This window comes from Sphingomonas sp. Leaf25 (genome assembly GCF_001421635.1).
Taxonomy (GTDB): Bacteria; Pseudomonadota; Alphaproteobacteria; order Sphingomonadales; family Sphingomonadaceae; genus Sphingomonas.
The window spans coordinates 477,206-497,386 of record NZ_LMKU01000033.1; the positions used below are offsets into that span (position 1 = coordinate 477,206).

A 20,181-nucleotide genomic window follows, 5' to 3' on the forward strand; every position below is an offset into this window, starting at 1 on the left:
ACGCTGTCAACGCCGATCTCCCCGCCGGACCGGTCGGTCGGCCCCGCACTTCGATCAGATTATCCGCCTGGTTCAGAGGCTTGTGGGCGAGGCGGCCGCTCGTCGTCGGCGCACGCGAAAAGGGCCGGCTCCCGTGAAGGAACCGGCCCGATCTTGCTCCGCCCCGTTACGCTACCGGGGGAGAAGCGAAGCTTTTTCAGCGGCGGCAGCCGCGCGGTGCGTCCGACTTGTCGATCGCCCGGCCGGCCAGCGCACCCGCGCCACCACCAAGGATCGTGCCGAGCAGGCGGTTGCCGTTGCCACCGATCTGGTTGCCGAGCAGGCCGCCGGCGATCGCACCGATCACCGTACCGCCGTCGCCGTTCTCGCAGCCGCGCTGACGCGAGCGATAGTTGCGGTCGTTGTAATACCCGCGGTCGCCGCGATATTCGCGATAGCCGCGATCCCCACGATATTCCCGCTCGTAGCGGTCCCCGCGCCAGTTCTGCGCCGAAGCGGCGGTGGGGGCGGCGGCGGTGGCGACCGTGGCAAGCGCGGCAGCGGCGAGCGTCAGCTTCTTGAACATGGGTCTTCTCCCTCAAAATCTGGCGACGGCGATACATCCCGGTGGGGAAGTCCGTCTGTGATTTAGGGTTATGCACCGATTCGCTTGAGCCGATACTGAATGCACCTGTTAGCTGGCGTTCATGGTCGGGCAGGGTGGGCAGGCCCTTTTCCGTCACTCCCGCGCAGGCGGGAATTCAGTCGTCACTCCCGCGAAGGCGGGAGTCCATATGCGCTGGTGTCGCGATCCTGCCGGGCCGTCGGCGTCAATGGATTCCCGCCTCCGTGGGAATGACGATCGCCTGGGGCATCGAACCGGCCCGCGCGCCGATGCGGGTTTTGCTTTAGTTTGGCCCACCGCAACCCTATAGGATTGCTATGGCAACGAACCCCAATCAGAACGATTACGGCGCGGACTCGATCAAGGTGTTGAAGGGGCTGGACGCGGTCCGCAAGCGTCCCGGCATGTATATCGGCGATACCGACGACGGCTCGGGCCTCCATCATATGGTGTTCGAGGTGAGCGACAACGCGATCGACGAGGCGCTGGCCGGACATTGCGACCGCATCCTCATCACGCTGAACGCCGATGGCTCCGTCTCGGTCGAGGATAACGGTCGCGGCATCCCCACCGGCATCCACACCGAGGAAGGCGTGTCGGCGGCCGAGGTCATCATGACCCAGCTCCACGCCGGCGGCAAATTCGAGAACACCAACGACGACAACGCCTACAAGGTATCGGGCGGCCTCCACGGCGTCGGCGTGTCGGTGGTGAACGCACTCAGCGATTTCCTCGACCTCACGATCTGGCGCGACGGGCAGGAGCATTACATGCGCTTCCGCCGCGGCGATGCCGAAGCGCCGCTGAAAGTCGTCGGCCCGTCGGACAAGCGCGGCACCCGCGTCACCTTCCTGCCGTCGCCCGACACGTTCAAGATCCTCGAATTCGATTTCGACAAGCTCGAACACCGGTTCCGCGAACTGGCGTTCCTCAATTCGGGCGTCCGGCTGGTGCTGGTCGATGCGCGGCACGAGGAGCCGCGCGAGGTGGAGCTGTTCTACGAGGGCGGAATCGCCGCGTTCGTGAAGTATCTCGATCGCACCAAGAACCCGCTGATGCCCGATCCGATCGCGATCCACGGCTTCCGCGACGATGTCGGCATCGACGTCGCGCTGGAATGGAACGACAGCTATTACGAAAACGTCCTCGCGTTCACCAACAACATCCCCCAGCGCGATGGCGGCACCCACATGGCGGCATTCCGCGCCGCGCTGACGCGCACGCTCAACAACTATGCCGACAAGTCGGGCATGTTGAAGAAGGAAAAGGTGTCGCTGACCGGCGACGACATGCGCGAGGGGCTGACCGCGATCGTTTCGGTCAAGCTGCCCGATCCGAAATTCTCGTCGCAGACCAAGGACAAGCTGGTGTCGTCCGAAGTGCGCCAGCCCTTGGAAGCGCTGATGGCCGACAAGCTGGCTGAATATCTCCAGGAAAATCCGGCGAACGCCAAGGCGATCATCATGAAGGTGATCGACGCGGCGGCGGCGCGCGAAGCCGCCAAGAAGGCGCGCGAGTTGACCCGGCGCAAGGGCGCGATGGACATCGCCTCGCTGCCCGGCAAGCTGGCCGATTGCCAAGAGCGCGATCCCGCCAAGTCCGAACTCTTCTTCGTCGAGGGTGATTCGGCCGGCGGTTCGGCCAAGCAGGGCCGCGACCGTCATTTCCAGGCGATCCTGCCCTTGCGCGGCAAGATCCTGAACGTCGAACGCGCCCGGTTCGACCGGATGCTCGCCAGCCGCGAGATCGGGACGATCATCACCGCGCTCGGCACCGGCATCCGCGACGACTTCAACCTCGACAAGCTGCGTTACCACAAGATCGTCATCATGACCGACGCCGACGTCGACGGCGCGCATATCCGCACGCTGCTGCTGACGTTCTTCTACCGCCAGATGCCTGAGATCATCGAGGCGGGGCACCTCTATATCGCCCAGCCGCCGCTGTATAAGGCCACCAAGGGCCGCTCGGAGGTGTACCTCAAGGACGACAACGCGCTCGACGAATATCTGGTCGAGGCGGGCGTCGCGGCGCATGTGCTGGAAAGCCCGGCGGGCGCGCGCAGCGGCGATGATCTCAAGGGCCTGCTCGGCCACGCCCGGCGGATGCGCACGCTGATGCGCTACGTCCCCCGGCGCTACGACATGGGCATCGTCGAGGTGCTGGCACTGGCCGGGGTGCTCGACCCGCAAATCTCGAACGCCGACCGCCAGACGCGGCTCGACGACGCCGTATCGCGCATCGGCCGCACCGATACCGAGGCGACGTGGACCGCGCGCGTGACCGAGGACGGCGGATTGCAGTTCCAGCGGCGCTGGCGCGGCGTCACCGATACCCATGCGATCGAACCGGCGTTCCTGCTGTCGGCGGAAGGGCGCAAGCTCCACACGCTGGCCGGCGAGGAAGCGGCGAGCTACGCCGGCGTCTCGCGGCTGGTGAGCGCGCGCAGCGCCGCCGCCGCCGATCCCGTTGCCGAAACCGAGGAAGGCGAGATTCCGGCGGTCGCGCAAAAGGGCGAGACGATGGTCGCCCGGCCGAGCCAGTTGCTCGACGCGATCCTCGCCGCCGGGCGCAAGGGCCTGTCGATCCAGCGCTACAAGGGGCTGGGCGAGATGAACGCCGAGCAATTGTGGGAAACCACGCTCGACCCGTCGAACCGGTCGATGCTGCGCGTCGCGATCGAACAAGCCGATGTCGCCGACGAAATCTTTACCCGGCTGATGGGCGACGTGGTCGAACCGCGCCGCGACTTCATTCAGGAAAACGCGCTGAACGTCGCCAACCTCGACGTTTGATCGCTACCGTCGTCCCCGCTCGCGCGGGGACGACGATTGGGTGTCAGCGCTTGCCCAGCCGCTTCGCGTTGGCGGTCGCCTTCGCGTGGATCGGGGCCAACGCGCGGCCACCCGCGCCGATCATGCTGTCGGTCAGGCGCATTGCCCGGTCGCCGCGCGCCGCCATCTGGCGGGCGGAGGGCAGGCGTTGGCTGGTCCCGGCCTGCCACATATCCTGCATCGTCTGCATCCACAGCCCCTGCATCGCCGCCATGTCCTTGGCCAGCGATTCGCCCGCCTTGGCGAACGCCTGCGCCTTTTCCGTCACCATGCCGCTCAATTCGACATGGTCGGCGGTGAACGGGTTGCGCATGCCCGCGTCGATCATCGGCATCCGCTTGTCGATCACCACGGCGGAGGCCGCCATCGTCTCCCAGAAGCGCATGCCCGTCTGCGCGGCGTCGGCCCACATCTGCCACCAGGCGAGCATCGGTGTCTTCGTCATCGGCTCGTTCCTTAGTTTCGCTGACCCGGTGCAGCCCCGCCGCCCTACCAGCCAAGCGCAACTTTGGACAGCGGCGTCGCGTCCTCCCTTGACCCGCACCCTGCCGCATTGCAGCAAGTGTGCCCATGACGACTCTGCCCCCCATCACGAACAATCCCGACATCCGCTTTCTCGGCCGGCTGCTCGGCGATGTCATCCGCACCTATGGCGGGGAGGCACTGTTCAAGCGGATCGAGCATATCCGCTCGACCTCGGTCGACCGGCATCGCGGCGTGGCGGGCGCGGATGCGATCGATCTCGGCCTCGACAATCTCGGACTGGACGACACCATCGCCTTCGTGCGCGGGTTCATGCTGTTCTCGATGCTCGCCAATTTGGCCGAGGACCGGCAGGGGATCGCCGCCGAGCCGGGGGCCGATGTCGCCACCGCGATCGAGAAATTGAAAGCCGAGGGGATCGACCGGGCGGCGGTGCTGGCGCTGCTCGACCATGCGCTGATCGCCCCCGTGCTGACCGCGCACCCGACCGAGGTGCGGCGCAAGTCGATGATCGATCACAAGAACCGCATCGCCGACCTGATGCTGCTGAAGGATCAGGGCCATGACGAAACGCCCGAGGGCGACCGGGTGGACGAGGCGATCCTGCGCCAGATCGCGCTGCTGTGGCAGACCCGCGTGCTGCGCCGCGAGCGGCTGTACGTCGCCGACGAGGTCGAAACCGCGCTCAGCTATCTGCGCGACGTGTTCCTCCCCACATTGCCCGCGCTCTATGCCCGCTGGGAACGGGTGCTGGGCGAACGGCCGCCGTCGTTCCTGAAACCGGGGAGCTGGATCGGCGGCGACCGCGACGGCAATCCGTTCGTCGATGCCGCCGCGCTGCGGCTGGCACTGGCGAAGGCGGCCGAAGCGGTGCTCGGCTATTATCTCGACCAGTTGCACAGCCTCGGCGCCGAACTGTCGATCTCGACCGAACATGTCGCGGTCGATACGGCGATCGCCGGTCTGGCCGACAAGAGCGGCGACGACGCCCTGTCGCGCGCCGACGAACCGTTCCGCCGCGCGATCAGCGGCATCTATGCCCGGCTCGCCGCGACGCATGCCTCGCTGACCGGCAAGCCCGCGCCGCGTCCCGGCAATCTGACCGGCGAACCCTATCCCGACCCCTCGGCATTCCGCGCCGATCTGGCGACGCTGGCACGCGGGCTGGTGCAGGAGGGCAACGGCCCGTTGTCGACCGGCGGTGCGCTCGGCCGGCTGATCCGCGCGGTCGAGACGTTCGGCTTCCATCTCGCCACGCTCGACATGCGTCAGAACAGCGTGATCCACGAAGGCGTCGTCGCCGAACTGCTCAAGGTCGCCGGCGTCGAGGCGGACTATGTCGCGCTCGACGAGGACGCGCGTGTCGCGCTGCTGCGCCGCGAACTGGAAAGCCCGCGCCCGCTCGTCAGCCCCTATGCCGACTATTCGGAGCAGACCGCGTCCGAACTGGCGATCCTGAAAGCGGCGGCGGAAGCGCACCAGCGCTACGGCCGGGCGTGCATCCGCCATTACATCGTGTCGATGGCGCAGTCGGTGTCCGATCTGCTCGAAGTGCATCTGCTGATGAAGGAAAGCGGGCTGTACGTGCCGGGCGACGATCCGCACGCGCATATCATGGCGATCCCGCTGTTCGAGACGGTCGCCGATCTGGAGGCCGCCCCGGCGATCATGACCCGGTGGCTGGCGCTGCCCGAGGTTGCGGCGATCGCGCGCGCGCGTGGCCATCAGGAAGTGATGATCGGCTATTCCGATTCGAACAAGGACGGCGGCTATCTGACCTCGACGTGGCAATTGTCGAAGGGGTCGACCGCGCTGGCGCCGGTGTTCGAGGAAGCGGGCATCGGCATGCAGTTGTTCCACGGGCGCGGCGGTGCGGTGGGGCGCGGCGGCGGATCGTCGTTCGCCGCGATCCGCGCGCAGCCGCACGACACGGTGCAGGGCCGCATCCGCATCACCGAACAGGGTGAGGTGATCGCCGCCAAATACGGCACGCGCGAAAGCGCCGTCACCAACCTCGAAGCGATGACCTCGGCGACCTTGCTCGCCAGCCTCGAACCCGAATTGCTGGCGCAAGCCGATGCGACGCGCTTCGCGCGCGCGATGGACACGCTGTCGGACACCGCGTTCCGCGCGTACCGCGACCTCGTCTACGGCACCGACGGCTTTACCCGCTTCTTCCGCCAGGCGACACCGATCGCCGAGATCGCCGGCCTCAAGATCGGATCGCGTCCCGCCAGCCGCAAGAAATCGGACGCGATCGAGGATCTGCGCGCCATTCCCTGGGTATTTTCGTGGGCGCAGGCGCGGATCATGTTGCCGGGTTGGTACGGCGTCGGCGCGGCGCTGCAATCGTTCGAGGACAAGGGGCTGCTGCGCGAAATGGCCAGTGCATGGCCGCTGTTCGCCGCGACGCTGGCGAACATGGAGATGGTGCTGGCCAAGTCCGACATGGACGTGGCGGCACGCTATGCCGGGCTGGTCGAGGACAAGGCGCTGAGCGAGACGATCTTCGGGCGGATCCAGGGCGGCTGGCAGGCGACGCATGACGGCCTGCTGTCGACAACCCGTCAGACGCGGTTGCTGGAAAAAAGCCCGGCGCTCGAAGCCTCGATCCGGCTGCGCACGCCCTATATCGAACCGCTCAACCTGCTCCAGATCGAACTGCTCAAGCGCCACCGCGCGGGCGAGGACGATGCGCGGATCGGGGAGGGCATTCTGCTTTCGATCAATGCGATCGCTACGGCATTGAGGAATAGTGGCTAGCGCCGGGCAAGGTGCAGCAAAGCTGCACCAAGCCGCACTAGGCGCGCCCGGCCGGCGGCGCGAGAAGCGCCGACCGACGACGCGGGCTTAGCCCGCGTCGCTGGCCGTACCCTCCGGCTCCTCGTCCCGCTCCGCCGCGACCCCGCGCTGCTCGGCCAATATCCGCCACCCGGTGATGAACAGCGCGCCCGCCACCGGCCCGACGACGATCCCCGACAGCCCCAGCAGGTCGATCCCGCCCAGCGTCGTCACCAGCACCATCCAGTCGGGAATGCCGGTATCGCGCCCGACCAGCATCGGCCGCAGGATATTGTCGGCCAGCCCGATCACCAGCACGCCCGACGCGATCACCACCGCGCCCTGCCACACCGCACCGGTCGCCAGCAGATAGATCGCGACCGGTCCCCAGACGATTGCCGGGCCGATCGCCGGCAGCAGCGCGGCAAAGACCATGATGACACCCCACAGCAGCGCGGCGGGCAGGCCGACGATCCAGAAGGTGATCGCGCCCAATGCGCCCTGCACCAGCGCGACGACGCCCGATCCCTTGATCGTCGCACGCACCACCGCGACGAACTTGTGCGCCAGCCGCTGCGCGACATCCGTTTCCAGCGGCAGGGTGCGGACGATCGCCGGGCCGATCCGGTCGGCGTCGCGTAACAGGAAGAAGGTGGCGTACAGCCCGACGCCGAACGACAGCAGGAACGAGGCGGCATTGGCCCCGATCGAAAAGGCCCGCTGCGTCAGCGAACTGGCGCTGCTGCTCACCGCCTGCGACAGTCGGGTCTGGATGCGTTCGAGGCTGCCGAAGCCCGCGCTGTCGAGCCAGCCGCGAATCCGCTCGGGCAGGGCATTGTGGACCTGTTCGAAATAGGTCGCGAAGTTGATCTGCCCGCCGCGAATCTGGGTATAGACGCCGGCCGACTGCTCGACGACCATGCTGGCGATGACGAGCGCGGGCAGCACCACCGCGACGGTGATGATGAGCAGCGTCAGCGCGGCGGCCAGATTGCGCCGCCCCGGAAAGCGGACGAGCAGCCACCGGAACAACCCCTGGAACAGCAGCGCCGCCAACCCCGCCCACAGCAACGCGCCGAGAAAGCTGTAGACGACCGCCAGCAGCGCGATCGTGATGAGGGCCAGGAACACGATAAAACCACCGCGTTCGATGCGGTGCCGGACGATCGCCATGCAGTTTCCGTTTCAGCTTGAAGGACCGCCCGCGAACGGCCGGGATTGTTGCGATAGCGCAACGCCTTCAACGGCGATCAGGTTGCGTGAAGACATTCGCTCTCTCGCCTCCGAAAGGGGAGAGGGATGCGCAGACTTGGTCTTTGCGCGAGCAAAGGCTTAGGACCGGTCGACATTCGGCTATTCGCGGTGCCGCTCTTGTTTAAAAAGGCCTTCCGTATCGTCACCCCGGACTGGTTCCGGGGTCCACCGGGCCGCAAACGCCGTCGATAGAGCCTCAAAGCACACCGATCGCCCGGCGGTGGACCCCGGAACAAGTCCGGGGTGACGATCGGAGCGTGAATGTCGATCGGCTCTAGTCGGAGCCGGGAGAGGGGTTGGCACTCGCGATAGCGAGCGCGCGAGCCTCTGGCTCGCTTCGCCCCGCTCCCAACCTGCGCTAGCCAGCAAGCTGGCAAGCTCCGGTATCCCTCTCCCCGGTCCGGGGAGAGGGCAAACAGGTCCTACCGCGCCCAGTCGGCCACCGCCGCCGCCACCGTGTTCGCCGCCTGGTTGATCGCCGGGCCGACCGTGGTCGCATCGATCGCCGCCACCGGCACGCGCGCGGTGAAGCGGCGCTTCTCGAACGTCGTCGCACCCACCCGCTGGAGCGTGGCATCGAACGTCACCACCGCCTCGCTGCGCGTCGCATCGATGCCAAATTCGCGGAGTTCACCCGACAGTTGCGCGCCGGGATCGGTGAAGCCCTGCCGCGGGCTCAGCACCACCATCCCGCTGCGCGCGGTCAGCGTGTCCGACAGCAGCCGCGCGAACAGCCGCGCCGGCGGTTCGACCCATTGCGCTTCCTTGACATAGGCGATGCTGGTGTCGCTCGACTGCACCGGCACCCGCGTCACCGCCAGCTCTTGCGGCACTACCGGCACCTGCACCGTGATCGACTTCGTTCCTGCCGACGACTGGGTCTGTCCGGCGGGAATCGCGGTGGCCGGGGCCAGCGTCAGCAATGCGGCGGGCGGTTCGGCGCCGAAGCGGATGCAGGCAGCGAGCGGCAGGAGGAGCAGGACCGACAGCTTCTTCATGGCGTCTCTCACTTCTTGGGCTCGTAATCGGGCAGCTTCGACCGGCCGACCAGCGCGGTCGCCCCGCCCTGATCGACCTTCTCGGCGACCGAGGCGAGCGCGCTGGTCATCGCGCGCAGATCGCCGACCAACTGGTTCACCTGCGGCACGGTCTGCTTGCTGAACGCCTTCAACCCCGGCTGCGCGTCGCCGATCGCCGAATTGAGCGTCTCTGCGCTCCGTTGCGCGCTGGCGATGGTGCGGTTCAACTGCTGGATCGTCGGCTGGATGTCGTTGGCCAGCACGCCGTTGGTGGTCGCCGCCAGCTCGCCGATCTGCTGCGAGGCGACGCCGGCGCGCTGGATCGCGATCCGTGTCTCGGCCAGCGTCGCGGCGATTTCCGGCCCGCGATCGGCCAGCGCGTCGGTCAGCCGGTTGGTGCTGTCGAGGATCGCGGCGATCGAATTCTGGTTGCGGTCGGACAGCACGTCGGCCAGCCGCTCGGTCAGCGTCGTGACGCGCTCCAGCAACTGCGGCGCCGAACTCAGCAGCGCGGCGACGCCGCCCGCCTTGGGCGGAATCACCGGCACGCCCATCGGGCACGACTGTTCGGGGTTCACCTCGGGGCACTGGATCGGCGGCGCACCCTTGACCGCGCCGTCGAGCGTGATCGTCGACACGCCGGTGAAGCTGCCGATGATCGTCGCGGTCGTGCCGAGCAGGACCGGCGTCTCGTCCTTCACCTTGATCCGCACGCGCACGAACTGCGGGTCCTTGGGCCACAGCGCGATGTCCTCGACCTGGCCCGACGGCACGCCCGAGAACGACACCGGCGATCCCTTGGCCAGTCCGTCGACGGCTTGCTTGAAGAAGACGTCATATTCCTTCTCGCTGCCGCCGCCGACCCGCGCGAGCCACACGGTGAACAGCGCCAGCATGGCGAGCAGGATCAGCACCACGGCGCCGACGAGGACATGGTTCGACCGGGTTTCCATCAGCGCCTCTGGGCTTGGGGCTTGGCCAGCGTCACGCCGGCCTCGTCATGTTGGGGGGCCGAGCGCGCGATGCGCTCCTGCGCATCGGTCGCGGCACGGCCACGGGGTCCGTTGAAATATTCCTGGATCCATGGATGATCCAGCGCCAGCAGCTCGTCGATCGTGCCGACCGCGATCACCCGCTTGTCCGCCAGCACCGCCACCCGGTCACAGATGGCGTGCAGCGTGTCGAGGTCATGGGTGATGAGGAACACGGTCAGCCCCAGCGTCTTCTGCAACGACGCGGTCAGCTCGTCGAACGCCGCCGCGCCGATCGGGTCGAGCCCCGCCGTCGGCTCGTCCAGAAACAGCAACTGCGGGTCGAGCGCCAGCGCACGCGCGAGCCCTGCGCGCTTCTTCATGCCCCCCGACAGTTCGGAGGGGTATTTCGGCCCGGCATTGGCGGGCAGCCCGGTCATCACGACCTTGTAGCCGGCGATCTCGTCGAGCAGCGCGGGCTTGAGCTTGGGGTAGAATTCCTTGAGCGGCACCTGCACATTCTCGGCGACGGTCAGCGTCGAGAACAGCGCCCCGCCCTGGAACAGCACGCCCCACTTCTTGCGGATCTCGACCGCCTCGGTTTCCTCGCGGCCGATCGTGGTCTCACCGAACACGTCGATGCTGCCGGCACTCGGCGTCTGCAACCCGATGATTGATCGCATCAGCACCGACTTGCCGGTGCCCGACCCGCCGACCACGCCGAGGATCTCGCCGCGCCGTACGTCGAGGTCGAGGTTCTCGTGGATCACCTGATCGCCGAACTGGTTTTTCAGGCCGCGCACGCGGATGATCGAGTCGGTGTCGCTCATATCCATCCGATCCAGGCGAAGAAGATCGCGAAAAACGCATCGAGCACGATGACGAGGAAGATCGCCTGCACCACCGCCGCCGTCGTCCGGCTGCCGACCTGTTCGGCGTCGCTCTCCACCTGCATCCCGTGGAAACACCCCGCCATGCCGATGATCGCGCCGAACACCGGGGCCTTGATGAGCCCGATATACAGGTCGGTGATCGGCACCACCTCACGGATGCGCGTTACGAAGGTGATCGGCGGAATGCCGAGCTGTGCCCAGCTCAACAGCCCGCCGCCGATGATCGCGATGATCGACGCATAGAAACCGAGCAGCAGCATCATCACGATCGCCGCGATCACCCGCGGCAGCACCAGCGCCTCCATCGGCGACACGCCGATCGTGCGCATCGCGTCGATCTCCTCGGTCAGCTTCATCGTGCCGAGCTGTGCGGCGAAGGCCGATCCCGACCGGCCGGCGACCATGATCGCGGTCATCAGCACGCCCAGCTCGCGGAAGGTCAGCCGCCCGATCAGGTTGATCGTGAACACCTCCGCGCCGAACTGGCGGAGCTGCACCGCGCCCTGCTGCGCGATGACCATGCCGATTAGAAAGCTCATCAGCCCGATGATGCCGAGCGCCGAGACGCCGACCACCTCGAACCGCTGCACCGTCGCGTTGAAGCGGAACCGCTTGGGATTGCGCACGACGTTGATGAAGGCGAGGACCGTCGCCCCCATGAACCCCAGCAGCCCGAGCATCTGCCGCCCGCTGCCCGATACCGCCTCGCCGATTTCCTCCAGCACGCGCACCGGCGGGCTGGACGGCTTTTCCTTGCGCACCACCGGATCGTCGGCGGCCGCCACCTGATCGAACAGATGCTGGCTGTCGGCGCTCAACCCCTCGATTCGGACATCGCGGTCGCGGGCGAAGCGGTGGATCACCCACGCGCCCACCGTATCGATCCGGTCGATCCCCGACAGGTCGATCCGGTCGACCTTCTCCTCCACGGCACCAAGCCGGTCGGGCAGGTCGCCGATATGCGCGAGAGACAGGTCGCCCGAGAAGCGAAGCGCCTGCCCGCCATCGGTTCGGACGTGCGAAAAATCGGCGGAAGCGCTCATCACCGCCATCCATCGGCGATTTGCGGCGTCGCGGCAAGATGGTACGCGCTTCGCCCATGCGACACCGCGATCTCGCCATCTATGATATGGACAAGACCATCACCCGCGTCGCGACGTGGACGCCGTTCCTGCGCCATGCCGCGCGCGAGCGGGGGCGCGGCGCGCTGCTGCTGCTGCCGATCGCCGGCGCGGCGGTGGCGGGCTATGCGCTCAAACTCTATGGCCGCGACCGGTTGAAGGAAATGACCCAGCGGCTGATCCTCGGCCGCGCGGTGCCGGGCGAGCGGTTGGCCGACACCGCGCGCCGATTCGCGCAGGCGACGGTCGCCACCGGGCTGCTCGACGGCGCGCGCGACCGGATCGAGGCCGACCGCGCCGAGGGACGGATGCTGGTCCTCGCCACCGCCTCCTACCGCTTCTATGCGCAGGAGATCGCCGATCTGCTCGGCTTCGACGCGGTGATCGCCACCGAAAGCGTCGGGCGCGAGGACGGGCATGTCCTGCCGCGTATCCACGGCGAGAATTGCTACGGCGCGGCCAAGCTGCGCGCGATTCGTGCATGGGTCGAGGGCAACGGCATCGCGCGCGACGACGTGCGCGTGCGCTTCTACAGCGATCATGTCTCCGACGCTCCCGTATTCGACTGGGCCGACGAGCCGTTCCCGGTCAACGCCCACGCGCCGCTGAAAGCACTGGCGAAAAAGCGCGGCTGGCCGATCCTCGACTGGCGAAGCTGACCTTCCGTCCCGGAAGGGGAGGGGGAGAGGCTAGAAACCCGAATTTCACCCACAGCGTCACCCCGGACCGGTTCCGGGGTCCACATCGTCACGAGCGATGGCCGCCCTGCGTCCTGCCGTACAGCAGCCCCGAAACCCTCCCCTCCCTGACAAGGGAGGGGCCGGGGGTGGGTAGGCTGGAGGCGAGCGCGACGGTGCCCCCCATGCCGACCCACCCCCAGCCCCTCCCTGTCAGGGAGGGGAGCAGGTCGCACAAGGATCACCACCCCACCCACAGCGTCACCCCGGACCCGTTCCGGGGTCCACGCTTCCGCAGGCGATGGCCGTCGAATGCTCCGCCAAACGGCAGACCCGGCATTCTCCCCTTCCTGACAAGGGAGGGGCCGGGGGTGGGTAGGCCGGTTGTAGCGCGCGAACCTTCCCGCGCGGGCCAACCCGCCCATCCAGCGGGAGAAGCCGGTCGCGCAGGAACCCGCTACCCCCCTCACAACCATACATCCACGACATGGATGACCAGCCCGACCAGCCCACCGACCAGCGTCCCGTTGATGCGGATATATTGCAAATCCCGCCCGACCGCATTTTCCAGCCGCAGCGTGATCGTCGCCGCGTCCCAGCCGCGCACCGTGTCCGACACCAGCCGGACGATGCCGTCGCCATAATCGGCGACACCGCCCACCACCGCGCGCCGGGCGAAGCGGTTCACCTTCGCGCGCAGCACCGCATCCGACTGCAACGTCGCGCCCAGTTGCCGCAACGCCACGCCGATCGGCCCGTTCAATGCCCGGTCGGGATCACGGGCATGCGCCAGCATCGCCGCGCGGATCCGCTCCCACACGCCCATCCACCATGCCGCCACCGCCGGATTGTCGAGCAGCTCGTTCTTGAACCGCTCGACCTTCGCCTGAAGCTCGGGACTATGCTGCAAATCATGCGCCAGCAGCGCCAGCCCCTCGTTCGCCTTGGCGCGCAAGGGGTGCGCCGGGTCGGCCGCCACCTCGTCGAGCATCTTGCGCAGGCCGTTCAGCACCGAATTGGCCAGCGTCTCGTCGAGTCCCGTCCAGCGCAGCACCGATCCCGCGCGCTTGCGGATCATGTCGCGCACCATGTCCTCGTTGGCGTCGAGCGTCTTGGCGGTCCACCGAACGACCGCGTCGATCAGCGGCAGGTGGCGATCACCCTCGACCAGCGTGGTGAGCGTGCGCCCCAGCATCGGCGCGACCGGCCACGCCCGCATCCGGTTGGCCAGCGCGCCGCGCACCGTCGTGCCGAACTGCTCGGGGTCGAGCGCCTCCAGCATGCTGACCGCGAGGCGCGACGCGCCGTGGCGCAACCGCCCCGATCGCGCCATGGGATCGGCCAGCCAGCGCCCGGCGGCCAGCGCTAGATCGAACCGCCGCATCCGCCGCGCGACGATATGCGCGGTCAGGAAATTGTCGCGCAGGAATGCGGCGAGCGTATCGCCGATCCGGTCCTTGTTGCGCGGCACGATCGCGGTGTGCGGGATCGGCACGCCCAGCGGATGGCGGAACAGCGCGGTGACCGCGAACCAGTCGGCAAGGCCACCGACCATCGCAGCTTCCGCGAACGCCTGAACATAGCCCCAGCCGGAATGGACGTCGTGCAACCGCCGAGACAGCAGGAACAGCACGGCCATCGCCACCAGGAGCCCGGTCGCGACGCGCCGCATCCGGCGCAGTTGAGGAGGAACCGCATCGCCCCCGCGGACGACGCCCGCAGATCGTGGCATCCCCGTAACAAAGGTCGAGCGGCGGTTTGGTTCAATCGGCAACGGTCGCTTTCGCAACAGGCCATCCTGCTCCCCTCCCTGAGAAGGGAGGGGCCGGGGGTGGGTAGGCCGGTTGTGGCGCGCGTACCTTCCCTCGCGGACCCNACCCACCCCCAACCCCTCCCTTGTCAGGGAGGGGAGCGGGTCGCGTGCGCGGCTACCCCGTCACTCCGCCGCCGGCAGCCCCTTCGGCCCGTCATCCTTGGCCAACCGCCCGCCCGGCTGGTGATCGATCAGCGGCCCGTACGGATCGCCATCACCGGGCCGATAGGTCAGCAGCCGCCGCGCCATCTTCGGCCCGATCCACCGCTCCAGCCCGACCGCGAGGCTGAACGCCCCCGGCACGATCAGCAGCGTCAGCAGCGTCGACAGCGTCAGCCCGCCGATCACGGTGATGCCCATCGGCGCGCGCGACGACGCATCGCCCGACAGCGCCAGCGCGGTCGGCACCATGCCGGCGATCATCGCCACCGTGGTCATCACGATCGGCTGCGCGCGCTTGTGCCCGGCGTCGAGGATCGCGACTTCCTTGTCGACACCCTTCTCCATCTCCTCCAGCGCGAAATCGATCAGCAGGATCGAATTCTTGGCGACGATGCCCAGCAGCATCAGCAGCCCGATGTAGACCGGCATCGAGATCGGATTGCCCGTCACCCACAGCGCCAGCAATCCGCCCAAGGGGGCGAGGAACAGCGACCCCATGTTCACGAACGGCGGCATCACCCGCTTGTAGAGCAGCACCAGCACGCCGAAGACGAGGAAGATGCCCGAGATCACCGCGACGATGAAGTTCTGGATCATCTCCGCCTGCCACTTCGCCTGACCGACGCTCAGTTCGGACACGCCCAGCGGCAGGTTCTTCATCGTCGGCGTGTTCTTGATCGCGGCCATCGCCACGCCGGACACGACGCCCGGTGCCAGGTCGGCGCCGACGACCAGCCGGCGCTGCTGGTTGATCCGGTCGATCTTGGTCGGCCCCGCGCCGAACCCGATGTCGGCGACGACCGACAGCGGCACCGATGCGCCGCTCGCGGTCGGCACCGGCAGGTTCTGGATGGTCGACAACCGCGAGCGCGCGTCGCGCGACAGCGCGACCCGGATCGGAATCTGCCGGTCGGACAGCGAGAAGCGCGCGCTGTTCTGGTCGATGTCGCCCAGCGTCGCGATGCGGATCGCCCCCGACAGCGCGGCGGTGGTCACGCCCAGGCTGGCGGCAAGGTCGCTGCGCGGGCGGATGATGATCTCCGGCCGTTGCAGATCGCCCGACACGCGCGGGGCGACCACCATCGGCAGCTTTTCCATGTCCTTGACCAACTGGTTCGCGGTCTGGTTCAGCTTGACCGGATCGTCCCCGCCCAGCGTGATCGACAGGTCGCGGCTCGACCCGCCCCAGCCAAATTGCGACCGGAACGACACCCGCGCATCGGGAATCGCCGCCAGTTGCGGCGCCAGGCCACGCTCGAACTCGACGCTCTTGACCGATCGCATCGCATCGAACGCGGCATCGTCCATCATGCCCAGCGCATGGCGTACCCGCATGCCGAAGGTCGGCTTGTCGAGCAGCTCGGCGGTGACGCGGCCGTTGCCGGCATAGGACGACGAATAGACCGATTTGACCAGTGGCTGTCCGTTCAGCAGGTTCTCGACCCGCTTCACCACCACGGCGGTCTGTTCCAGCGTGGTGCCCGGCACCATCTCGATGCTCGCCGTCACCCGGTCGCGGTCCTGCGGCGGCTGGAACGTCTGCGGCAGCACCATGAACATGACCACGGTCAGCGCCAGCGCGGCGACGCCGCCGACGATCGGCGCCCAGCGGTGCCTGAGCGTCCAGCGCAGCACGTCCATGTACCGGTCCATCAGCCAGCCCTCGCCGTGGACGGCCGACCCATGGGCCTTCAGGAAATAGGCGGCGATCATCGGCGTGATGAGCCGCGCGACGGCAAGGCTCATCAGCACCGAGACGACGACGGTGAAGCCGAAATTCTTGAAGAACTGGCCCGCGATCCCCGGCATCATCCCCACCGGCAGGAACACCGCGACGATCGCCATGGTGGTCGCCAGCACGGCGATGCCGATCTCGTCCGCCGCGTCGATCGATGCTTGATACGCGGTCTTGCCCATCCGCATGTGCCGGACGATGTTCTCGATCTCGACGATCGCATCGTCCACCAGCACGCCCGCCACCAGACTGAGCGCCAGCAGCGTCATCTGGTTGAGCGTGAACTCCATCATGTCCATGAACCAGAAGGCGGGGATCGCCGACAGCGGAATGGCCAGCGCCGAGATCAGCGTCGCGCGCCAGTCGCGCAGGAACAGGAACACGACGACGATCGCGAGAATCGCGCCCTCGACCATCGCCGACATCGCCGAATGATACTGGATTTCGGTGAACTTGACCGAATTGGACAGCAGCGCGAAGCGGACCTGCGGGTTGCGCTTCTGAAGGTCGGCGATCTTCTTTTCCGCCTCGTGGAACACGGTCACGTCCGACGCGCCCTTGGCGCGCTTGATGTCGAACGCCAGCACCGGCCGGCCGTTATATTCGGCAAGGCTGGTCGGCTCGGCATAGGCGTCGCGCACGTCGGCGATGTCCGCCAGCCGCACCGATCGCCCGCCGCCCACCGGCACCTGCGTCTGGCTGAGCGCATAGGCGGTGGCGGCGTTGCCCAGCACGCGGACCGACTGTTGCGATCCGGCGATCTCCGCCTTGCCGCCCGCCGCGTTCAGATTGACCTGCCGCAGCGCCTGATTGACCTGGCTCGCGGTCAGCCCCTGCGCCTGCAACCGTGCCGGGTCGAGCGTCACGCGAATCTCGCGGTCGACGCCGCCGACCCGCTCGACGGTCGCCATGCCCTCGATCGACAGCAATTCCTTGCTGACGGTATTGTCGACATACCAGCTAAGCTGTTCGGGCGTCATGTCGTCGGCGATCGCCGTCCACGACGCGAGGTCCTTGTCGGTGGTGTTGGCGCGGAACACCTGCGGCTCGAGGATACCGTCGGGCAGCGCGCTGCGAATCTGGTTCACCGCCTCGCGCACGTCGTTGACCGCGCGGTCGATCGGCGTGCCGATGTCGAGCTGGATGACGGTTTGCGACTGGCCTTCGCTCACCGTCGATTCGATCTGGTCGATGCCCTGCAACGACCGCACCGCCGCCTCGACGCGCTGCGTGACCTGCGTTTCCAGTTCGGTGGGCGCGGCCCCCGGCTGGCTGATGACGACGATCGCGACCGGGAATTCGATGTCCGGGTCCTGGTTCACGTCCATCCGCATGAAGCTGACGATCCCCGCCAGCGTGAGCGCCAGGAACAGCACCAGCGGCGCCACCGGATTGCGGATCGACCATGCCGAGATGTTGCGAAAGCCCATCAGCGCTATTCCTTGCGTGCGGCGGCGCGCACCGGCACCACCTGCTGCCCCGGGTTCAGGAACGCACCCGCGCTCGCCACCACCCGCTCGTCGCCGATCAGCCCCGATCCGATCAGCGCGCCCTCGTCGGACACCTCGGCCACGCGCACGTCGCGGCGCACGGCCTTGTTCTGCGCGTCGATGACATAGACATAGCTGCCCTTGTCGTCGCTCAGCACCGCCGATTCAGGGAGCAGCGGCGCGGTCGACGCCCCGGCACCCACCCGCGCGCTGGCGAAACCGCCGGGCCTGAGCGCCGGATCATATTTCAGCGCGATGCGGGCGATGCCCTGCCGCGTCTGCGGATCGATGATCGGCGACACCTGCCACACCTCGCCCTTGAACACGCGGGTCCCGCCTACGGGAACCACTTCGGCCGGTACGCCAGCGCGCACGCTCGCCAGATCGGCCTCGCTCAACTGCGCGCGCATCTCCATCTGCCCGCCCATCGCGATGCGGAACAGCACGCCGCTGCCACTGCCGACCACCTGACCCGGCTCGACCGCGCGGGTGAGGACGAGGCCGGCGGCGGGCGCGCGAATGTCGAGCCGGCGGTTGCGCGCCTGCGTCTCGGCCAGTTGCGCCTCGGCCACCCGCACCCGGGCATTGGCCGAATCGCGCGTCGCGGTCTTGCGATCGAGATCGGCCTTGGACACGAACCCGCGCCCGACCAACTGGTTCGACCGGTCGAGTTCGGTCTGCGCGATCCGCGCGTCGGCGCGCGCCACGCGCACCTGCGCGGCCAGCGATTCGGCGGTCTGCGCCTGTACCGACCGGTCGACGCTGGCCAGCACCTGACCCGCCGCCACCCAGCTACCCGGCTCCACCAGCACCCGCGTGACGAGGCCGCCTTCGCCAACCACGCCGACCGGCATCTCGCGCCGCGCGGCCAGCGATCCGGTGCCGGTCACGGTGCGCGTCACCGTCTCGCGGCCGGGCACCACCACCGTCACCTTGGGCAGCGCGCTCGCCGGGGCGGTGGCGGCGGCCTTGGTCGCCGCGCCGTCGCTCTTGCCCTTGCCGAATGCCCACCATGCGCCGATCATCACCAGCACCACGACGATGATCCCCACGATCACCGCCCGGCGGCGCGAACGCGGAGCCTCCGGCCCGGTCAATGCGTGCCGTTCCCCCGCGATCGTCGTCGTTTCGTAGTTCATCCAGGCCATCCCGCTCGCAGGCCCCCCCTGCGTATCGGCGCTGTATTATCGTAATAAAGCACCGGTTTCAATCGCACCATCGCGTTTTTCGATAAGGATCACAAGGATCGCATCGATTGCGTTCAGCCGGCGTTACTCGACGCGACCGTAACGAACGGCCTTGCCGAATTTCACGCGAAGGAAACTGCCGATGCTCCGTTCCGCCCTGATCCTCGCCGCGATCGCCGCCACCCCTGCCACCGCGCAGCAAGCGACGCCGCCGGCACCGATGGCGGCATGGCCCGCCGATGCGACGCTGCTCGACGTGACCGCCGAAGGCAAGGCGACGCGCAAGCCCGACATCGCGACGATCCGCGCCGGCGTCGTCTCGCAGGCGCCGACCGCCGCCGCCGCGTTGGCGGACAATGCCCAGCGGATGACCCGCGTCGTCGCCGCGCTGCGCCGTGCCGGCGTCGCCGACCGCGATCTCCAGACCGCGCAGATCCAGCTCCAGCCGCAATATCGCTATGCCGAGAACCAGCCGCCGGCGATCACCGGCTATCAGGCGAGCAACAGCGTCTCGATCCGCTTCCGCGACGTGGCGAAGAGCGGTACGATCCTCGACGCCTTGGTCGCGCAGGGCGCGAACCAGATCGACGGGCCGACCCTGTCGGTCGAGGCGGCCGACGCCGCCCTCGACGAAGCCCGCACCGACGCGATCCGCCGCGCCCGCGCCCGCGCCGAGCTGTACGCCCGCGCCGCCGGCCTGCGCGTCGATCGCATCCTGACCATCGCCGAGGGCGGTGCCTCGTTCCCGCAACCGCCGATGCCGATGATGGCGCGCATGTCGGTGCAGCGCGACGAGGCGACCCCGATCGTCGCGGGCGAACAGGAACTCACCGCCAGCGTCTCGGTCCGCTTCGTGCTGCGGTAAGGCACGCACCTTCTCCCCTCCCTGGAAGGGAGGGGTCGGGGGTGGGTAGGCTTCCGCAAGCGGCACATGGACACACCTGAACACCACGCTGTCCTACACCCCATCATCCGGTGCAGGCTCCGGCCATGTCGCCCGTTCCCGTCCACCCCGATCGCGCCAGACACATCGTCACCCCGGACCCGTTCCGGGGTCCACCGCCCCGCACGCACTGTCGGCAGCGGCTCCCGCCCCGTCATCACAGCCTGCGATTCATTCGCAACAAATGCGCCGTTAGTGTAAACTTTGTAAACTT

14 protein-coding genes are annotated in these 20,181 nt (G+C 67.8%); 4 read left to right on the plus strand and 10 right to left on the minus strand.

The window, feature by feature from the left end; translation table 11 throughout:
* Nucleotides 1–196: 196 nt before the first annotated feature.
* Complete coding sequence (locus ASE78_RS17120) at nt 197–565, minus strand: glycine zipper 2TM domain-containing protein (RefSeq protein WP_055757923.1); 369 nt, start codon at nt 563–565, stop codon at nt 197–199.
* A 356-nt stretch (nt 566–921) separates the two neighbouring features.
* Here ASE78_RS17120 and gyrB point away from each other — a divergent pair, with 356 nt between their 5' ends.
* The gene (gene gyrB / locus ASE78_RS17125) at nt 922–3,399 is read left to right on the plus strand and encodes a DNA topoisomerase (ATP-hydrolyzing) subunit B (protein ID WP_056498749.1); all 2,478 of its coding nucleotides are present in this window, start codon (nt 922–924) and stop codon (nt 3,397–3,399) included.
* Between the two features lie 43 nt (nt 3,400–3,442).
* On the opposite strand, the gene ASE78_RS17130 is transcribed toward gyrB, so the two are convergent.
* Nucleotides 3,443–3,883: a hypothetical protein gene (locus ASE78_RS17130; protein ID WP_156351546.1), complete on the minus strand. Its 441-nt coding sequence runs from the start codon at nt 3,881–3,883 to the stop codon at nt 3,443–3,445.
* Between the two features lie 125 nt (nt 3,884–4,008).
* On the opposite strand from ASE78_RS17130, the gene ppc reads away from it, so the two are divergent.
* On the plus strand, nt 4,009–6,684 hold the full coding sequence (gene ppc, locus ASE78_RS17135) for a phosphoenolpyruvate carboxylase (protein WP_056498753.1): 2,676 nt from the start codon (nt 4,009–4,011) through the stop codon (nt 6,682–6,684).
* An 87-nt stretch (nt 6,685–6,771) separates the two neighbouring features.
* Here the strand turns inward: ppc and ASE78_RS17140 are convergent, their stop codons facing one another.
* The 5 genes from ASE78_RS17140 to ASE78_RS17160 all read right to left on the minus strand — a co-directional run bounded on the left by ASE78_RS17140 (nt 6,772) and on the right by ASE78_RS17160 (nt 11,882).
* Entirely contained in the window at nt 6,772–7,875 is a 1,104-nt protein-coding gene (locus ASE78_RS17140) for an AI-2E family transporter (RefSeq protein WP_056498755.1), read from the minus strand.
* Nucleotides 7,876–8,378: 503 nt separating this feature from the next.
* Complete coding sequence (locus tag ASE78_RS17145; protein ID WP_055757937.1) at nt 8,379–8,954, minus strand: ABC-type transport auxiliary lipoprotein family protein; 576 nt, start codon at nt 8,952–8,954, stop codon at nt 8,379–8,381.
* Between the two features lie 8 nt (nt 8,955–8,962).
* Complete coding sequence (locus ASE78_RS17150) at nt 8,963–9,928, minus strand: MlaD family protein (RefSeq protein WP_056498756.1); 966 nt, start codon at nt 9,926–9,928, stop codon at nt 8,963–8,965.
* Nucleotides 9,928–10,776, minus strand: coding sequence for an ABC transporter ATP-binding protein (locus ASE78_RS17155; RefSeq protein WP_156351547.1), 849 nt, complete (start codon nt 10,774–10,776; stop codon nt 9,928–9,930). The genes ASE78_RS17150 and ASE78_RS17155 overlap by 1 nt, the downstream gene beginning before the upstream one ends.
* Complete coding sequence (locus tag ASE78_RS17160; protein ID WP_082467334.1) at nt 10,773–11,882, minus strand: ABC transporter permease; 1,110 nt, start codon at nt 11,880–11,882, stop codon at nt 10,773–10,775. The genes ASE78_RS17155 and ASE78_RS17160 overlap by 4 nt, the downstream gene beginning before the upstream one ends.
* 56 nt (nt 11,883–11,938) lie before the next feature.
* Between ASE78_RS17160 and ASE78_RS17165 the strand changes: the two genes are divergently transcribed.
* Nucleotides 11,939–12,619 carry an HAD family hydrolase gene (locus tag ASE78_RS17165; RefSeq protein WP_056498762.1) on the plus strand — a complete coding sequence of 227 codons (681 nt, stop codon included), beginning with the start codon at nt 11,939–11,941 and terminating at the stop codon, nt 12,617–12,619.
* 484 nt (nt 12,620–13,103) lie between these two features.
* Here ASE78_RS17165 and ASE78_RS17170 read toward each other — a convergent pair whose 3' ends face one another.
* The 3 genes from ASE78_RS17170 to ASE78_RS17180 form a co-directional block, all read right to left on the minus strand.
* Complete coding sequence (locus ASE78_RS17170; protein ID WP_056498763.1) at nt 13,104–14,369, minus strand: DUF445 domain-containing protein; 1,266 nt, start codon at nt 14,367–14,369, stop codon at nt 13,104–13,106.
* Between the two features lie 204 nt (nt 14,370–14,573).
* Nucleotides 14,574–17,777 (minus strand): efflux RND transporter permease subunit, encoded by a 3,204-nt coding sequence (locus ASE78_RS17175; protein ID WP_056498765.1) that lies wholly within the window; start codon nt 17,775–17,777, stop codon nt 14,574–14,576.
* Nucleotides 17,778–17,782: 5 nt separating this feature from the next.
* Nucleotides 17,783–18,976 carry an efflux RND transporter periplasmic adaptor subunit gene (locus ASE78_RS17180; RefSeq protein WP_056499314.1) on the minus strand — a complete coding sequence of 398 codons (1,194 nt, stop codon included), beginning with the start codon at nt 18,974–18,976 and terminating at the stop codon, nt 17,783–17,785.
* A gap of 190 nt (nt 18,977–19,166) precedes the next feature.
* On the opposite strand from ASE78_RS17180, the gene ASE78_RS17185 reads away from it, so the two are divergent.
* The gene (locus ASE78_RS17185; RefSeq protein ID WP_056498766.1) at nt 19,167–19,889 is read left to right on the plus strand and encodes an SIMPL domain-containing protein; all 723 of its coding nucleotides are present in this window, start codon (nt 19,167–19,169) and stop codon (nt 19,887–19,889) included.
* Nucleotides 19,890–20,181: the final 292 nt, after the last annotated feature.